The organism is Shinella sp. BE166, from assembly GCF_051201095.1.
GTDB lineage: Bacteria > Pseudomonadota > Alphaproteobacteria > Rhizobiales > Rhizobiaceae > Shinella > Shinella lacus.
This window is the reverse complement of record NZ_JBPEHL010000002.1, coordinates 278,994-296,181: the sequence shown is the minus strand read 5'-3', so window position 1 is coordinate 296,181 and position 17,188 is coordinate 278,994. Positions and strand designations below refer to the sequence as shown.

General features: G+C 64.3%; 17 protein-coding genes and 1 tRNA gene. 7 read left to right on the top strand and 11 right to left on the bottom strand.

Annotated features, from left to right (window positions below):
• Positions 1-2: 2 nt before the first annotated feature.
• Positions 3-2,285 carry an exopolysaccharide transport family protein gene (locus J2Y63_RS05420; protein WP_435265254.1) on the bottom strand — a complete coding sequence of 761 codons (2,283 nt, stop codon included), beginning with the start codon at positions 2,283-2,285 and terminating at the stop codon, positions 3-5.
• A 246-nt stretch (positions 2,286-2,531) separates the two neighbouring features.
• Here J2Y63_RS05420 and J2Y63_RS05415 point away from each other — a divergent pair, with 246 nt between their 5' ends.
• The 5 genes from J2Y63_RS05415 to J2Y63_RS05395 all read left to right on the top strand — a co-directional run bounded on the left by J2Y63_RS05415 (position 2,532) and on the right by J2Y63_RS05395 (position 8,286).
• Positions 2,532-3,080: a polysaccharide biosynthesis/export family protein gene (locus J2Y63_RS05415; RefSeq protein WP_435265516.1), complete on the top strand. Its 549-nt coding sequence runs from the start codon at positions 2,532-2,534 to the stop codon at positions 3,078-3,080.
• A gap of 5 nt (positions 3,081-3,085) precedes the next feature.
• Positions 3,086-4,252, top strand: a complete 1,167-nt coding sequence (locus J2Y63_RS05410; RefSeq protein WP_435265253.1) for a glycosyltransferase family 4 protein — start codon at positions 3,086-3,088, stop codon at positions 4,250-4,252.
• A 79-nt stretch (positions 4,253-4,331) separates the two neighbouring features.
• Positions 4,332-5,897, top strand: coding sequence for an undecaprenyl-phosphate glucose phosphotransferase (locus tag J2Y63_RS05405; RefSeq protein WP_435265252.1), 1,566 nt, complete (start codon positions 4,332-4,334; stop codon positions 5,895-5,897).
• Positions 5,894-7,135: an O-antigen ligase family protein gene (locus J2Y63_RS05400; protein WP_435265251.1), complete on the top strand. Its 1,242-nt coding sequence runs from the start codon at positions 5,894-5,896 to the stop codon at positions 7,133-7,135. The genes J2Y63_RS05405 and J2Y63_RS05400 overlap by 4 nt, the downstream gene beginning before the upstream one ends.
• Positions 7,132-8,286: a glycosyltransferase gene (locus J2Y63_RS05395; RefSeq protein ID WP_256118917.1), complete on the top strand. Its 1,155-nt coding sequence runs from the start codon at positions 7,132-7,134 to the stop codon at positions 8,284-8,286. The genes J2Y63_RS05400 and J2Y63_RS05395 overlap by 4 nt, the downstream gene beginning before the upstream one ends.
• Positions 8,287-8,344: 58 nt before the next feature.
• Here the strand turns inward: J2Y63_RS05395 and J2Y63_RS05390 are convergent, their stop codons facing one another.
• Entirely contained in the window at positions 8,345-8,596 is a 252-nt protein-coding gene (locus J2Y63_RS05390; protein WP_256118916.1) for a GlsB/YeaQ/YmgE family stress response membrane protein, read from the bottom strand.
• Positions 8,597-8,715: 119 nt separating this feature from the next.
• Positions 8,716-8,792 (bottom strand) — tRNA-Pro (locus tag J2Y63_RS05385).
• A gap of 559 nt (positions 8,793-9,351) precedes the next feature.
• On the opposite strand from J2Y63_RS05385, the gene J2Y63_RS05380 reads away from it, so the two are divergent.
• A complete protein-coding gene (locus J2Y63_RS05380; RefSeq protein ID WP_435265250.1) occupies positions 9,352-9,564 on the top strand; it encodes a hypothetical protein in 213 nt (70 codons plus the stop codon).
• Positions 9,565-9,618: 54 nt separating this feature from the next.
• Here the strand turns inward: J2Y63_RS05380 and J2Y63_RS05375 are convergent, their stop codons facing one another.
• From J2Y63_RS05375 to J2Y63_RS05345, 7 genes are all read right to left on the bottom strand, one after another.
• The gene (locus J2Y63_RS05375; RefSeq protein WP_435265249.1) at positions 9,619-9,813 is read right to left on the bottom strand and encodes a hypothetical protein; all 195 of its coding nucleotides are present in this window, start codon (positions 9,811-9,813) and stop codon (positions 9,619-9,621) included.
• A gap of 105 nt (positions 9,814-9,918) precedes the next feature.
• Positions 9,919-10,449, bottom strand: coding sequence for a MerR family transcriptional regulator (locus J2Y63_RS05370; protein ID WP_256118913.1), 531 nt, complete (start codon positions 10,447-10,449; stop codon positions 9,919-9,921).
• 176 nt (positions 10,450-10,625) lie between these two features.
• On the bottom strand, positions 10,626-10,964 hold the full coding sequence (locus J2Y63_RS05365; protein WP_435265248.1) for an integration host factor subunit alpha: 339 nt from the start codon (positions 10,962-10,964) through the stop codon (positions 10,626-10,628).
• A gap of 99 nt (positions 10,965-11,063) precedes the next feature.
• A complete protein-coding gene (locus J2Y63_RS05360; RefSeq protein WP_435265247.1) occupies positions 11,064-12,035 on the bottom strand; it encodes a beta-ketoacyl-ACP synthase III in 972 nt (323 codons plus the stop codon).
• Between the two features lies 1 nt (position 12,036).
• Entirely contained in the window at positions 12,037-13,095 is a 1,059-nt protein-coding gene (plsX, locus tag J2Y63_RS05355; protein ID WP_256118910.1) for a phosphate acyltransferase PlsX, read from the bottom strand.
• A 117-nt stretch (positions 13,096-13,212) separates the two neighbouring features.
• The gene (locus tag J2Y63_RS05350) at positions 13,213-13,764 is read right to left on the bottom strand and encodes a YceD family protein (protein WP_435265246.1); all 552 of its coding nucleotides are present in this window, start codon (positions 13,762-13,764) and stop codon (positions 13,213-13,215) included.
• Between the two features lie 21 nt (positions 13,765-13,785).
• On the bottom strand, positions 13,786-14,340 hold the full coding sequence (locus J2Y63_RS05345) for a ubiquinol-cytochrome C chaperone family protein (RefSeq protein ID WP_435265515.1): 555 nt from the start codon (positions 14,338-14,340) through the stop codon (positions 13,786-13,788).
• A 153-nt stretch (positions 14,341-14,493) separates the two neighbouring features.
• On the opposite strand from J2Y63_RS05345, the gene J2Y63_RS05340 reads away from it, so the two are divergent.
• Positions 14,494-14,976: an outer membrane protein assembly factor BamE gene (locus J2Y63_RS05340; protein ID WP_435265245.1), complete on the top strand. Its 483-nt coding sequence runs from the start codon at positions 14,494-14,496 to the stop codon at positions 14,974-14,976.
• A gap of 73 nt (positions 14,977-15,049) precedes the next feature.
• Here J2Y63_RS05340 and J2Y63_RS05335 read toward each other — a convergent pair whose 3' ends face one another.
• Positions 15,050-17,185, bottom strand: coding sequence for a sodium-translocating pyrophosphatase (locus tag J2Y63_RS05335; RefSeq protein ID WP_435265244.1), 2,136 nt, complete (start codon positions 17,183-17,185; stop codon positions 15,050-15,052).
• Positions 17,186-17,188: the final 3 nt, after the last annotated feature.

The window sequence follows — 17,188 nt, the reverse complement described above, 5'->3', positions numbered from 1 at the left end:
TTTTACGCGGCGCGGCGCCCCGGGTAACGCGGCGGCTCCGCGCCCTCGCCCGTCATCAGCACGATCTCGCTATAGCCTGCTTCGCCGAAGGCGCCGATCAGTTCGACGATCTCGTCTTCCTCGGCACCCGGAATGGAGAGGATGATGTCCGTCTCCTGTCCGCGCGTGAGGCGGCGCACGCCTTCCACTTCCGCCGGGCCGCATTCCACGATCACCGTGTCATAGGCGTCGGCGAGCGAATCGATCACCATCGCCAGCCGGTCGATGCCGCGCATGGCGCGTTTGATGTTGGCGTTGCCGCGCGGGATGATATGCGCGCTGGACAGCCGGTCGCCATGGATGATGTCGCCGAAGGCCGCGTCGCCGACGAGAAGGTCGGTGATGCCGGGCACATGGGTCGACTGCGCCATCAGGCGCGTCGGGCAGGCCGAGCCGGTCAGGTCGATCAGCAGCGTCTTGCGATGTTCTTCCGCGATGCGGCGGGCGAGCATGACGGTGGCGGTCGATCCGCGGTCGCCCGAAGGCGAGACGGAAATGGCGACGGAAACATTGTTCTCGATCATGTGCCAGGCGACGGAGGCGACGGAGAAGTCGCCATCGTCGGCAAGGCCGGGCGTATCGAGCAGCGAGGCCTGGACGGTTTCCGGCTCGACCTCGTCCTCGTCGGGCGCAATGCTCGACAGCAGGGATTTTGCCGGCGCGCGCACGTCCTTGATGGGGCCGTAGTCCGGACGGGCGACCGGCTCGGCGCGAACCACGGGCTCACTGCGCACCACCGTTTCCGTATGGACTACTGTCTCGCGCTGGATGACCGGCTCTTCCACCACGATTTCGGGCTCGATCTCCTCGACCTCCTCCTCGCGTCGATAGGCGACGACGCCGACCGGCTTCAGGGCGCGGCCGCTGAACAGTTCGGCAAGCAGGATGACGATGGCGCTCAGTGCAAAGCCGGCGGCGGCGCCGACAATGGTGATCGGCAGGACTTTCGGGAAGGAGACTTCGGTCGGCTCGACGGCCGCCGAGATGATACGGGCATCGGCCGGCGTCGAGCCGCTGCCGGTGCGCGACGTCGCCTCGCGGTAGCGGGCAAGATAGGTTTCGAGGAGCTGGCGCTGCGCCGTCGCCTCGCGCTCCAGCGCCTTGAGCCCGACTTCGTCCTCGCCGGCGCGCGCCGTGTCCGCCTTCACGGAGTTGAGCTGCTGTACGAGCTGCGTTTCGCGCAGCCGCGCGGTCTTCGCCTCGTTTTCGAGGCTCGACAGGATTTTCTGCGTCTCAGCCTTGATCTGCCCGCGGATGCCGACGAGCTGCGAGCGCAGGCCCTTCAGCCGCGGATGGCCTTCCAGCAGCGAGGTGGAGAGATCGGAGATCTGCCCCTGGATCTGCGCCTCGCTCTCCTTCAGCCGCTGGATCATCTGCGAGCCGACGACGTCGCTCAGCGTATCGGGCGCGCCGCCGGCCGTCAGCACGTTGCGCACGCTTTCGGCGCGCGCTTCCGCATTGGCGCGTTCGCCACGCACCCGGGCAAGTTCGGTCGAAATATCGTTCAGCTGGCGCACGGCGAAGGTGGAGTTTTCGCCCGTCGGCAGGAGGTCGGAGTTCGAGCGGTATTCGGCGACCTTCTGCTCGGCCTCGCGCACCTTTTCGCGCAGGTTGGCGATTTCCGGCTCCAGCCAGCGCGTCGCCTCGGAATTGGTGTCGAGCTTGGCGCCGCTTTGCAGCGAGAGGTAGACCTTGGCCATCTCGTTGGGGATCCGCGCGGCAAGGCCCGGGTCTTTCGAGCTGAACTCGATGGCGATGACGCGCGACTTCTCGACCTGGTAGACGACGAGCTTTTCGGCGAACTCCTTCAGAACGCGGTCTTCGGGTGCGAGATCGAGCGGGTTCTTCTTGAGCCCGAAAAGAACCAGCAGGTCGGAAATGGCGGAGGGCTGCGCCGTCGGATCGAACTCCTCCAGCTCCTGCAGCTTCATATTGCGCGTGACCTGCTTGATGAGGTCGGCGGATTTCAGGAGCTGCACCTGGCTGGCGATGCCGAGCTCGTCGAAGGCCGGCTGTTCGCGGCCCTGCGAGCGGTCCGTGCCCGTCGTGAAGGCCGGCTCGCGCGTTTCGATGAGAAGGCGCGCCTCGCTCTTGTATTTGGGCGTGATGAGGTTTGCGCCGGCAAAGGCGATGCCCGCGCAGGCGACGGTTGCCAGAAGCACCCGCATGCGGTTGCGCCAGATCGCGCCGAAAAGACCGCCAAGGTCGATATCGACATCCTGCTGGCTTCCGTGAACGCCCGACATATCCCTACTCCACCACACGACGATGACACGACGATTTCCGGGCACGGTAAACAAACATGGTAACGCAAGGGTTAATTACCGGCGGTTGTCCCCTCACCTCCGCGCGCTTCTTTCACGAAAAAAACGGACCCGACCTGCCGGCGCCTTTACCAGCCATTAACCCTAACGGATCGATAACGGGGATCAGATTTTCTGATTTGCGGGATTGGGTTCAAGCGAATGACATTCGCCACCATCAACAAGGGCATGCTGCTCGCGCTGGCACTCATCGTGCCGGCCATCGCGGGCTGCAGCAGTTACCGCCCCGCCCCCAAGGCGTTCCACGAGGCGACCATCCAGCCCTACCGGCTCGACAGCGGCGACCGCCTGCGCGTCACCGTCTTCGAGCAGACCGGCCTTACCAACACCTATTCGATCGACCAGGCCGGCTACGTCGCCTTCCCGCTCATTGGCGCGGTGCCCGCGCGCGGCAAGACGATCCAGGAGCTCGAAGGCGCTATCGCGGCAAAACTCCGCCAGGGCTATCTGCGCGATCCCGACGTCTCCATCGAGGTCGACCGCTACCGTTCGATCTACATCATGGGCGAAGTGGGCCAGGCCGGGCAGTACAGCTATGTCGCCGGCATGACGATCCAGAACGCCATCGCGGTCGCCGGCGGCTTCTCGCCGCGCGCCAACCAGGGCAATGTCGACGTCACACGCAAGATCAACGGCAAGATTCTCACGGGCCGCGTCTCCATCTCCGATCCGGTTCTGGCCGGTGATACGATCTATGTCCGTGAACGGCTGTTCTGATCGTCATGGCGGACGATGGGCCTCTGCGAATCATACATTGTTTCCGCTCCCCCATCGGCGGCATCTTCCGGCATGTGCGCGATCTCGCGGAATTCCACACGAAGGCAGGCCATGAAGTCGGGATCGTCTGCGACAGCCTTACGGGAAGCACCTTCGAGGACGGGCTTTTCGACGAGATCCGGCCTTACTTGGCACTCGGCCTCGTTCGCCTGCCGATCAGCCGGTCGGTCAGCCCGGGCGACATCCGCGCGTTCTGGAACAGCTATCATGAAATAAAAAGTTTGCAGCCGGATGTCCTGCACGGGCACGGCGCCAAGGGTGGCGCCATTGCCCGTCTCATCGGCTCAGCCCTGCGGGTCAACAGGTATCGCGTAGCCCGCCTCTACTCGCCGCATGGCGGCAGCCTGCACTACGACCGCCGCACCGCGACAGGTTTCGCGGTGCTGGCGGCCGAGCGGCTGCTCGAACCCCTCGGCGACGCGCTCGTCTTCGTCTGTGATTACGAGCGGGACGCCTATGCCGCGCGCGTGGGAAAACCGCGCGTGCGCACGGAGCGCATCTATAACGGCATCCACGACCGCGACTTCGAACCCGTCTATTCCCGCGAGGACGCCGTCGATTTCCTCTATATCGGCATGCTGCGCGACCTGAAGGGGCCGGATCTCTTCGTCGACGCTTTCGCGCGCACCGAACGCCGCGTCGGCCGGCCGCTGTCCGCGCTGATGATCGGCGACGGGCCGGACAAGGCGAAATACGAGGACATGATGCTGCGCGCAGGCCTTGGCCGGCGCATCGGCATGCTGCCCGCCATGAAAGCGCACGACGCCTTCGCGCTTACCCGCAACGTCGTCGTGCCGTCACGCGCCGAGGCCATGCCCTATATCGTGCTGGAGGCGCTCGCCGCGCGAAAACCGGTGATCGCCAGCCGCGTTGGCGGCATTCCGGAAGTGCTCGGCCCCGACAGCATCGCGCTCGTCGAGCCCGGCAATCCCGATGCGCTGGCGGCCGTGATGGCCGAGGCGGTGGGCGACCCGGACTGGCGGCGCAAGGTGATGCCGGAGCCAAAGGCCTTCAAGGAAACCTTCTCCGCCTCCGTCATGTCCTCTTCGCTCCTCAGCCTCTACCGCGAGATCCTGGCGCGGCAGAATGGCGGAAATCGGCACGCTTCCTGAGGCCGGCGCCTCACGCCACGTAAACGTTTCTTAGGGGCTTCGTGCTATTTCCGGTACAAAGCCTCCACAGGTGCGTGCCATGAACCATGTCGACAAGCCCGTTTCCTTCGATGCGGAAGCCCTGAGGCGGAAAGCCTCCGAGATCAGGACCATCACGCCGGGAACGCCGGCGGAAGAGTATGACGGCGGCAAGACCGTCGAGCTCAATCCGCTCGCCCAGAAGATCGCGCTCCAGTTCCGCGCCGACACCTATTCGCCCAGCATGATCATCGGCCTGCTGCGCCTCGTCGAATTCCTGGCGCTGCTGACGCTCGGTTACGGCATCCACGTGCTCTATGTCAGCATGGGCATGACGGTGTTCTACCTGTCGGTGCTCGTCGGCGGCGCGGCCATCGGCGTGCTGCTGCTACAACTCGCGGATGCCTATCAGGTGCCGGCGCTGCGCTCGCCCTGGCGCATGACGCCGCGCATCCTCGCCGCCTGGGCCATCGCCTTCGCCACGATGGCGCTCATCGTCTTCTTCTTCAAATCCGGTGATCACTATTCGCGTGTCTGGTTTGCCTCGTGGTTTGCCGCCGGCGGCGTCTACCTCGTGCTTGAGCGGCAGATCATCGCCTATTCGATCCGCCGCTGGGCCCGCAACGGCACCATGGAGCGCCGCGCCGTCATCGTCGGCGGCGGGGAGCCCGCCAAGGAGCTTATCCGCACGCTGGAACACCAGCCGGAAAACGACATCCGCATCTGCGGCATCTTCGACGACCGCGACGAGCGCCGCTCGCCCTCGATTATCGCCGGCTATCCCAAGCTCGGCAATGTCGCGGAACTGGTGGAGTTCGCGCGGCTGGCGCGCATCGACATGCTGATCATCTCGCTGCCGCTGTCGGCCGAGGCGCGCATCCTGGCGCTGCTCAAGAAGCTCTGGGTGCTGCCCGTCGATATCCGCCTTGCGGCCCACGCCAAGGGCCTGCGCTTCCGCCCGCGCAGCTATTCGCAGGTCGGCAGCCTGCCGATGCTCGACATTTTCGACAAGCCGATCGCCGACTGGGACAATGTCGCCAAGCGCATCTTCGACATCTTCTTCAGCCTGCTTGCGCTTTCCCTGCTCTGGCCTGTGATGCTCGGCGCGGCCATCGCCGTGAAACTTACCTCGAAAGGCCCGATCATCTTCAAGCAGAAGCGCCACGGCTTCAACAACGAGATCATCGAGGTCTACAAGTTCCGCTCGATGTACACGCACCTTGCCGACCCCTCGGCCAAGGCCGCCGTGACGAAGGGCGACCCGCGCGTCACCCCCGTCGGCCGGTTCCTGCGCAAGTCCTCGATTGACGAATTGCCGCAGTTCTTCAATGCCCTGAGAGGCGACCTCTCCCTCGTCGGTCCGCGCCCGCACGCCATCCAGGCCCAGTCGCACGACCGCAAATATGTCGATGTCGTCGAGGGTTACTTCGCTCGCCACCGGGTAAAACCCGGCGTCACCGGCTGGGCGCAGATCAACGGCTGGCGCGGCGAGATCGACCATGACGACAAGATCCGCTTCCGCACGGAATTCGATCTCTATTACATCGAGAACTGGTCGCTCTGGCTTGACCTGAAGATCCTGTTGCTGACGCCCTTCCGCCTGCTCAACACGGAAAACGCGTATTGAGCGACGCGGCCTTACCCTACGCCCAGCCCTTCCGGCCGCATCTCGCGGCCGTTGGCATCATCGGCTCCACGCTGGTGACGGTCGGCGTGTTCCTGTCGGGTTTCGTCATCAGCGAGCCGGCGCCCTACGAGGTCTTCATGGCCGGCCTCATCGGCCTGTGGGCGATCGTCGGCCTGCGCATCTCGCGCAACATCGCGCCGCTCCTGATCCTGCTCTTGCTGTTCAACGTCGGCGGCATGCTGTCGCTGACCGTGATGGACGACCTTGCCGGCGGGCCGATGTATATCGCCGTCTCGCTGTTCCTGGCGCTGTCCAGCGTCTTCTTCGCCGCCATCATCGAGGCAAAGCCGGCGCGGCTCGACCTCATCTTTCGTGCCTGGGTGGCGGGCGCCCTCATCACGTCTCTCCTCGGCATCCTCGGCTATTTCCATGCCTTTCCTGGCTCCGAGGCTTTCACGCTCTACGACCGCGCCAAGGGCGCCTTCCAGGACCCGAACGTCTTCGGCCCCTTCCTCGTCGCGCCCTCGCTCTACCTGATGCACGGGCTGCTCACCGGCCGCATCCTCGCCGCCCCCCTGAAGGTCGCGGGCGTGCTGGTCCTGGCACTCGGCCTCTTCTTGTCCTTCTCGCGCGCGGCCTGGGCGCTCTATCTCTTCTCCGTCGTGGCGCTCGTCTTCGTCATGCTTTTGAAGGAGCGCACCGGCGCCTTCCGGCTGAAGATCCTCATCCTCAGCATCTCCGCCGCCGGCCTGATGATCCTCGCGCTGGTCGTCGCCCTGCAATTCGACAAGGTCGCCGATCTCTTTTCCAGCCGCACCCAGCTCGTGCAGGAATATGACGGCGGCCATCTCGGCCGTTTCGACCGCCATCGCATCGGCTTCCTGATGGCGATGGAAAAGCCGCTCGGCATCGGCCCCATGGTGTTCAGCACGATGTTTCCGGAAGACGAGCACAATATCTGGCTGAAATCGCTCACCACCTATGGCTGGCTCGGCTTCGTCTGCTACCTCGCTCTAATCGTCTGGACGCTATGGGCCGGCTTCAAGGCGCTGCTGCGCAACCGGCCCTGGCAGCCCTACCTGATGATCGCCTACATCACCATCGGCGGCCACACCGCGATCGGCTTCGTCATCGACACGGACCACTGGCGCCATTTCTACCTGCTGCTGGGCATCGTGTGGGGCTGCCTCGCGCTTGAAGCACGCCACACAAGCAAGATCGCATCGGACCGGCCATGAGCACCAAACAGGACAGGAACCCGCGGCAGATGCGCCTGCTCCAGGTGCTGGAGCCGAGCGGCGGCGGCTCCGGCCGCCATTTCATCGACCTCTGCCGGGGCATGCAGGCGCGCGGCCATATCGTGCACGCCATCTATTCGCCGCTGAGAGCCGAAGAGCGCTTCGTCGAGGAATTGCAGTCGCTGGCGCTTGCCGGCACGCATATCGTCGCGATGACCCGCTCGCCCGGCCCCTCGGACCTCAATGCCTGGCGGGCGATCCGCGCCGTCATGCGCCGCGCCGGGCCGTTCGACATCGTGCACGGCCACAGTTCCAAGGCCGGCGCGCTGTCGCGCCTGCGCCTGCCCGGCCGCCACATCCCGCGGGTCTACACGCCGCACGCCTTCCGCACCATGGACCCCGGTCTCGGCAATCTCGGCCGCAAGGTCTATGGCTCGATCGAAAAGCTGCTCGCACGCGGCTTCACCGACAAGTTGATCTGCGTTTCGGCCGACGAATATGCCCATGCCCGCGCGCTCGGCATGCCGCGGGACAAACTGTCGATCGTCGTCAACGGCGTGGAGACCCCACCGGATCACGCCCGCGAGTCGGTCCGCCAGGCACTCGGCATCCCCGATGACGCCCTGCTCTTCGGCTTCGTCGGCCGGCTCTGCCACCAGAAGGCGCCGGAGCGCCTCGTCGCCGCCTTCCAGCTTCTCGCCGGCCGCGTGCCGAATGCCCATCTGGTGATGATCGGCTCCGGCGAGGCGGAGCGTGCGGTCGCAAAGCAGGTCGAGGCCTCCGACCATGCCCCGCGCATCCGCCTCACCACCGGCTTTACAGGGCCGCAAGCGATGGCGGCCATCGATGTGCTCGTCATGCCGAGCCGCTACGAGGCGATGTCCTATGTCATGCTGGAAGCCGCCGCCGCTGGCAAGCCGCTGATCCTCACCGACGTTGGCGGCGCTTCCATGGTGCTGAAGGACGGCGAGAACGGCGTGCTCGTGGAAAACGACGACGATCCGAAACGGCTCGCCGGCGCCATGCTGCGCCTCAGCGATCCAGACCGCCTCGCCCGCCACAGCGCCGCTGCCCGCGCCCGCAGCGGCGACTACAGCCTGGCCCGCATGATCAGCGAGACGGAAGCCGTCTATCGCGGCCTCATCGCCTGAAACGAAAAGGCCGCCCCTCCTCTCGGAGAGACGGCCCTTTAAAAACCTCGCCGCTACCCTACCGCCGGATCGCCCTTGCGATCGCGATGAGGACGCAGGCGCCGATGAAACCGGCGATCAGATAACCGATCCAGCCGCCGAGCGAGACGCCGATCAACCCCAGCAGCAGATTGGCCACAGCCGCGCCGACGATGCCGAGCACGATGTTCATCAGCACGCCCATGTTGCTCTTCATGAACATTTCCGCGAGCCAGCCCGCGATGCCGCCGATGATGATGGCCGCGATCCAGCCGATACCTGCATCTTCCATTCCCGTCTCCTCAAGCTCCGGATAGCACCGGCGAAGGAGCCGGCGGCAGAAGAACGCGGACAGGGGCGCAAAGTTCCGCGCGCAGAACCTGCAAACTCAGGAAATCAGGGAGAAGAAAATGGTCGGAATGGCGGGATTCGAACCCACGACCCCTTGACCCCCAGTCAAGTGCGCTACCGGGCTGCGCTACATTCCGGACCGCCGAAACCCCTATAGTCTCGGGCATTTGGATGCAAGCCCAAAAATAAACCGTCAGAACAAAAGTGGAGAATTGCAGCTTTAGGATAGTTTTGCGCGCAGAAATTCACACGGAAAACGCCACGGCTTTTCCTTCGTGTCTCCGGGGTTATCCTGGCGTTTCAGAGGTGCGGCCATGCCGGCGCCCTTACAACCGGGAAACGGTCCCTGGCTTTCATCGTTATCGGCGGTTTTGCCGCAGCGTCGGCTGAGGTCGGAAAAGTGCAATTTTTTTCACAACCGTACCGAATCGGCTGAATCAGGCCTTTCCCGGGATTAGACCAAAGTCGTAGAGTGTTGTCGCTCGCTTGTCATTTGCGAGCACTCCCCCGCGTCACAGAAAGCCAAGCGTGACGCTTGTTTTGCCCCGCCATCGTGCGGGGCTTTTTCTCTCCACTGAATCCCGTCTCCCCGCTTGACTCGAAAGCGAATGAGAACATAATGGGAACAAAAGTGAGAAGCCTTTCCCTGATCGTTAAATCAGCCTGCTTGCTGTGCCACCACAGGAGAATACCGACGTGCGACCGCTTCCCGAGTACGAAGCAAAACCGAACGATGGCAAGGACGACGCCGTAAGTGCCGCCCTCGCCTGGCATGATGGAGATGCCAAGGCGACGATCGCGACGCTGCTTGCCGATTGCGCCCACCTGCGGCGCCAGCTTGAAATGAGCCGTTCGGCGATCAGCCGGGGCTTCGTGCGTGGATGGGACCCGACGCAGCAGCGCGACTGAGGGAGGGCGGCGCGCGGCGACATGCGATGCTTGCACCCTCTCCCGCCGCAGACGCTAAAACGTCCCGCCACCTGCTATGGGGCTAACGAGCGGCAATGGCGGATCGTTCGGGTTCTTCTGGTCGCCGGGCTTGATGATCGGCGGGATAACGCCGTCTTCCTGCTTGCGATCGGGAATTCCGCCGGTGCCCTGCGGGCCGCGCGGCGTTTCGATTTCGTTGTCCGTGGGTGTGGTCTTTTCGATGGACATATTGGTCTCCTTTCGTCGAAGGGAGAACAAATCCACTGCGGCAATGTTCCAACCGCCGCTGCTCGCCTGCTCCGTCAAGGTGCGGCCGAATATCTTCTGGCGGGCTCAGCGGACCTGGTCGAGCAGGCGCTTGCATTCCAGCAGGTCGTAGAGGGCTTCCTGCAGCAGCGCGCGGTCTTCCTTGCCGACGCTGGTCTTGCCCAGCGAGATTTCCGGCGGGTCGTCGGTGCCGCCGACGAAGGAGAAGAAACGGCGGCTGGCGGGGGCCTTGGCGCGGCCGACGATCTGGTCCTCGTCGCTGGCGGCCTTCGGCGGCGGCGGTTCTTCATGGCTGGCGGCGGCGAGCGCCTCGACGGTCGCAAGGTCCCCGCTGGCGATGGCCGCGACGAAGCGGTTGCCGTTGACCTTGAGCAGCTTCTGCACGCCCTTGATCGTGTAGCCGTGGTCGTAGAGGAGATGGCGGATGCCCTTCAGCAGGTCCACGTCTTCCGGACGGTAATAGCGTCGCCCGCCGCCGCGCTTCATCGGCTTGATCTGCGTGAACCGCGTCTCCCAGAAACGCAGAACATGCTGCGGCAGGTCGAGATCGTCGGCCACTTCGCTGATGGTGCGGAACGCGTCCGGACTCTTGTCCATTCTACCCTCGATGAAAGCTCACGGCGCCGTCAATTCTGGACGCTGCCGAATCGTATTCATTTCAGCGGGTTGCCAGGCGATATTCAAGTTTCAAATTGCCTAACGGCCGGCAATCGGCAGAAAAATCGCCTGAAGCGCGTCGCGATCTTCCAGATTTGCTCCTGGCGCGGCAGGCTTCAGGAGGCCGGCGACGTCGGTTTCTGCTTGGCTTTGCGCGAAAGATGCGACTTCAGCACCCGCTGCTTGAGCACGTTGGAGGCCTTGAAGGTCATCACCCGGCGCGGCGAAATCGGCACTTCCTCGCCGGTCTTCGGGTTGCGGCCGATGCGCTCGTTCTTGTCACGCACCTGGAAGGTCGCGAAGGAGGAGAGTTTCACGCTCTCGCCCCGCACGATGGCGTTGCAGATCTCGTCGATCACGGTTTCGACAAGCTCTGCGGATTCGGTCCTTGAAAGGCCGACCTTCCGGAAAACCGATTCGGCCAAATCTGCACGTGTCACCGTCTTGCCGCTCATCGTTCCTCACCGATTTCCTATTGAAAGCGTATGGTTAAGTGGCGGAAGAGTATTGTCCTTGCCCCCTCGGGTCAAGCGGTCCGGCGGGCCGGCGTTACGCTACCAGCGCAGCAGCACCGCGCCCCAGGTGAAGCCGCCGCCCATCGCCTCCAGAAGCACGAGGTCGCCCTCCTTGATTCGGCCGTCGCTGGCAGCCGCCGCCAGCGCGAGCGGGATCGAGGCGGCGGAGGTATTGCCGTGCAGGTCGACGGTGACGACGACCTTTTCCAGCGGAATGCCGAGCTTCTTGGCTGAGCCGTCGATGATGCGCTTGTTGGCCTGGTGCGGCACCAGCCAGTCGATGTCGTCGGCCGAAAAGCCGGTCGCGTCGAAGGACGAAACGACAACGTCGGTGATCATGCCGACTGCATGCTTGAAGACCTCGCGGCCCTCCATGCGCAGATGGCCGACCGTGCCTGTCGTGGACGGGCCGCCGTCGACATAGAGCTTTTCGCGGTGGGCGCCGTCGGAGCGCAGCTGCGTCGTCAACACGCCGCGGTCCTGGTTGGTGCCTGCCCCTTCCTGCGCTTCCAGCACGATGGCGCCGGCGCCGTCGCCGAAGAGCACGCAGGTCGTGCGGTCGGTCCAGTCGAGGATGCGCGAGAAGGTCTCGGCGCCGATGACCAACACGCGTTTGGCCAGACCGCCGCGGATATAAGCGTCGGCGGTCGTCACCGCATAGACGAAACCGGAACAGACGGCCTGCACGTCGAAGGCGAAGCCGTGATGCATGCCGAGGCGGTTCTGGATGTTGACGGCCGTCGCCGGGAAGGTGTTGTCCGGCGTCGAGGTCGCGACAATGATGACGTCGATGTCCGCGGCCGTCAGGCCCGCCTTATCGAGGGCCGCGCGCGCGGCACCCTCGCCGAGCGAGGCGGTCGTCTCGCCCTCGCCCGCGATGTAGCGCTGGCGAATGCCGGTGCGCTGCACGATCCAGTCATCGGACGTGTCGACCATGCTTTCAAGTTCGGCATTGGTGAGTACCCGCTTCGGAAGCGCTGTTCCGAAGCCGCGGACCACTGAACGGATCATTCTATACCTCGTCGATCATGCCCTGGGCGGCGCCTTCAACGGGGCGGCCCGCATGATACTTCTGCAAATCTTTTTCGATCTTGTCCTTGAGGCCGTTGCGGGCCATGTCGTAGCCGACATCCACCGCGGCCGCGAACCCTTCGGCATCCGTGCCGCCATGGCTCTTGATGACGATGCCGTTCAGGCCCAGGAACACGCCGCCATTGACCTTGCGCGGGTCCATCTTCTCGCGCACCCGGTCGAAGGCGCTCTTGGCGAGAATATAGCCGAGCTTGGCAAGCCAGGTGCGCGACATGGCCGCGCGCAGGTACTCGGCCATCTGCCGCGCCGTGCCTTCCGCCGCCTTCAGCGCAATGTTGCCCGCAAAACCTTCCGTCACCACCACATCCACCGTGCCGCGACCGATATCGTCGCCTTCCACGAATCCGTAATAGTCGATCGTGTCGAAATTGGCCTCGCGGATGAGCTGGCCCGCGGCTTTCACCTCTTCCTGGCCCTTGATCTCCTCGACGCCGACATTGAGCAGGCCGAGCGTCGGCCGGTCGATCTCGAACAGCGCGCGCGCCATGGCGCCGCCCATCAGCGCGAAATCGAAGAGCTGGCCCGCATCCGCGCCGATCGTCGCGCCGATATCGAGCACGATGCTCTCGCCCTTCAGCGTCGGCCAGATGCCGGCGATCGCCGGGCGCTCGATATTGGCCATCATGCGCAGGCAGAATTTCGACATGGCCATCAGCGCGCCGGTATTGCCGGCGGAGACGGCGACATCGGCCTCGTTCTTGGCGACCGCATCGATCGCCCGCCACATGGAGGATTTGCCGCGGCCGCGGCGCAGCGCCTGGCTCGGCTTCTCGTCCATGGCGACGGCGACGTCGCAATGATGGAAGACGCTTGCGGCCTTCAGCTTCGGATATTGCGCCAGGATCGGCTCGCATTCGGCAGAAATGCCGAAAAGCACGAAGCGGATGTCGGGATGGCGCTCGAGAGCCTTGGCTGCGCCTGGGATAGCGACCTTGGGGCCGAAATCGCCACCCATGACGTCGACGGAAATTCTGACCACGCGTGTCTTGCCTTAGTTCTTGTTTTCCAGGGGCAGAGGCCTGCCGCGGCGGAATTCGGTCAAAATACCGCTTTTCGCCGGGGGCACAACTGAATTATCGGGCGCTTATGGAGCCGTTCAGTCTTTTTTCCAGTCCTTGAGAACGGCGAAGGGCGAAGGCTTCCGATCGTCCTTGTCGGTGCTTTCGATATGGCCGGAAAAGGCGACGTCGGCCCGACGCGGATAGGGATCGATCGCCAGCGCGACATGTTCGGCAGCGGTCACGCCGGCGTCGATCGTGTCGCCGGAGAAGATTTCCGGCGCGTCCGGGCCGTCGGGATCGAGCAGCATCTCGCCGCTCTCCGTCGCCAGCGGAAGCCGCGCGAGCTTGGAGCCCTCCGGCACGAAGATGACATCGACCGGCTCGTCGATATGCGCCTCGACCGGATCGAGCGTCACGACGCAGGCCTGCACGATATCCGCCGCAACACGGCCCTTGAGGCGCACGCCGTCGCGCTTCCAGCGCTGCACCTGGAGGGTGGCGGAGAGCGCTTTCACCTCCAGTACCGACCAGAGCCTTGCCAGCCCCGCGCGCTCCTCGGAGTCGGCCTCGATCGTCACCGAGACCGGGTTGGCGGAAATGTGTCCCACCTTGACCGGGTAGGAAAACGGCGTGTCGTCTGTGTTCATTCTCTCGTCCTTGCGCCGCCTTCAGGCGGTCTGTCCTTGTTCGCCGGGTTCCGCCACGCTGAGCGCACCGATCTCGATCTCGTCCTCGCCGACGGCCGTCATGATCTTTTCGGCCGAAAAGAGGTAGTCGGCAAGCCCTGCCATCGACGGCGCGCCCTCGCCCGCCTGCGGATGGATGTTGCGCCTGAGTGCTGCCGCAAGCGCTTCGCGGTCGCCGGAATCGAGCGCCGCGGCATAGGATTCCAGCCGGCCGTAGAACATGCCGGCGAACTTCTTCATGCGCTTCGGCACGCCGACATCGCCGACGCCGAGCTCGCGAATCGAGTGATCGACGTCCTCGAAGAAGGCGTCGACGATCTCCTGCGCGATCTCCTGGCCCGACGTGGCGCTTTTGCGTGTACGCCGGAAGTAGAGGATCAGCATGGCCGACAGCATCTCGAAACGGCCCATCACCGTGTCCGGAACATCAAGCACTTCATAGAGATAGGGGTGACGCGCCGCCTTTGTCAGCGTCGCGTACTGTTTTTCGACGATGCGCCGGTTGCCGTTTTTTTTGCCGAACAGGCCGAAAATCATCATAAAGCCTAGTTTTGCCCGATTCAAACAATGGAGCCGTCGCAAGTCATGTTGCATGACGGTCGAAGCTGGTTTACCGAAGCAGGCATGAATTGCAATGGCTGCGCGGCCATCACAGTCCCGGGGATGTTGTTGAAGAGAGATGCTCTGAACATGAAGCTGTTGCGTAACGCCGCCATTGCCGTCACCCTCTCCGCATCCGTTCTTGCAGGCTGCCAGGGTCCGGGCGAAGTGCTGCATCAAGGGTATGTCGTCGACCAGGAAACCTTGGCGCTGGCACCGGTCGGCTCGTCGCGCGAACAGGTCCTGCTCTCGCTCGGCTCGCCGTCGGCGACCGCGACCTTCGACAACGAAGTCTTCTACTACATTTCCCAGAAGCGCACGCGCCCCGTCGCCTTCATGAAGCCGAAGGTCGTCGAGCAGAGCATTCTCGCCGTCTATTTCGACAAGGAAGGCGTCGTCGATCGCCTCGCCCATTACACGCTGAAGGACGGTCGCGTCTTCGACATGATCTCCCGCGTCACGCCGACCGGCGGCGTCGAGCTCACCTTCCTCGGTCAGCTGCTGCGTGGCGGCGGCGGCAATGCGCCGGGTGCGGCAATCCAGAACTTCTTCAACACCGGCGGCCCGAAGTAAGAACCGCCAGTATCGAAAGAATCAAAAACCCCGGGGATCGCTCCCCGGGGTTTTCTTTTGTGCGTCTTGCCGGTCAGGCTAGGACGGCGAGCAGCAGGAGCGCCACGATATTGGTGATCTTGATCGCCGGGTTGACGGCCGGGCCTGCGGTATCCTTGTAGGGATCGCCGACGGTGTCGCCCGTGACGGAAGCCTTGTGAGCCTCGGAACCCTTCATGTGGCGCTGGCCGTCCTTGTCGACGAAGCCGTCTTCGAAGCTCTTCTTGGCATTGTCCCATGCGCCGCCACCGGAGGTCATGGAGATGGCCACGAAGAGGCCGTTGACGATGACGCCGAGCAGCGACGCGCCGAGCGCGGCGAAGGCCGACGCCTTGGAGCCGGAGATCAGCAGCACGCCGAAATAGACGACGAGCGGCGCCAGCACCGGCAGCAGCGAGGGCACGATCATCTCGCGGATCGCTGCCTTGGTGAGAAGGTCCACCGCGCGGCCATAGTCCGGCCGTTCGGTGCCGGCCATGATGCCGGGCTTCTCGCGGAACTGCCTGCGCACTTCCTCCACGATGGCGCCAGCCGCACGGCCGACGGCGGTCATCGCGATGCCGCCGAAGAGATACGGGATGAGGCCGCCGAAGATCAGGCCGGCGACGACATAGGGGTTGGAGAGGTCGAAGGAGACCGGCCCCATATCCGCGAAATACGGATATTTGTCGCCGTTTGCCGCGAAGTAGGCGAGGTCGTTCGAATAGGCGGCGAAGAGCACCAGCGCGCCGAGGCCCGCCGAACCGATCGCGTAGCCCTTGGTGACGGCCTTGGTCGTGTTGCCGACGGCGTCGAGCGCGTCGGTCGACTTGCGCACTTCCGGCGGCAGGTGCGACATTTCGGCGATGCCGCCGGCATTGTCGGTGACCGGGCCGAAGGCATCGAGCGCCACGATCATGCCGGCAATGCCGAGCATACCGGTGACGGCGATGCCGGTGCCGAACAGGCCGGCCAGCTGATAGGTGGAAATGATGCCGCCGACGATGACGATGGCCGGCAGTGCGGTCGATTCCAGCGAGACCGCGAGGCCCTGGATGACGTTCGTGCCGTGGCCGGTGACCGATGCCTGGGCGATCGAGTTCACCGGGCGTTTGTTGGTGCCGGTATAATATTCGGTGATCACCACGATGAGCGCCGTCACCACGAGGCCGAGCAGGCCGCAGATGAAGAGGTTCGTGCCGGTGATCTCCTTGCCGGCGACGGTGCCGACCACACCCCAGCCGACGGTGACCGACGTCGCGGCCGCAAGGCCGAGGACCGACAGCGCGCCCGTGACGATGAGGCCCCGGTAGAGGGCGCCCATGATCGAGCCGTTCGAGCCGAGCTTGACGAAGAAGGTGCCGACGATCGACGTGATGATGCAGGCGCCGCAGATGGCCAGCGGGTAGATCATGGCGGTGCCGAGAACCGGGGCGCCGGCGAAGAAGATCGCCGCGAGAACCATGGTGGCGACGACGGTCACCGCATAGGTCTCGAACAGGTCGGCGGCCATACCGGCGCAATCGCCGACATTGTCGCCCACATTGTCGGCGATGGTTGCCGGGTTGCGCGGATCGTCTTCCGGAATGCCGGCTTCCACCTTGCCGACGAGGTCGCCGCCGACGTCCGCGCCCTTGGTGAAGATGCCGCCGCCGAGACGGGCGAAGATGGAGATCAGCGAGGCGCCGAAGCCGAGCGCCACCAGCGCATCGATGACCTCACGCGAGGCCGGGTCCTGGCCGAGGATGGCGGTGAGATAGCCGTAGTAGATCGAGACGCCGAGAAGGGCGAGGCCCGCCACCAGCATGCCGGTGATCGCGCCCGACTTGAAGGCAATATCGAGGCCGGAGGACAGGCTGACGGACGCGGCCTGTGCCGTGCGCACATTGGCCCGCACGGAAACGTGCATGCCGATGAAGCCGGCGACACCCGACAGCACGGCGCCGATCAGGAAACCGATCGCAGCCGTTGCGGAAAGCAGTAGCCAGGTGCCGACGAAAACGACGACCCCGACGATGGCAATGGTCTTGTATTGCCGGGTGAGGTACGCCTGCGCCCCTTCCCGGATATAACCTGCAATTTCCTGCATGCGGGCATTCCCCTGATCGGCGGCAAGCACCGACCGCGTCGCCCAGATGGCATAAACCACCGAAAGCAACCCGCATGCGATCACGCCCAACAATATGGTCATTTT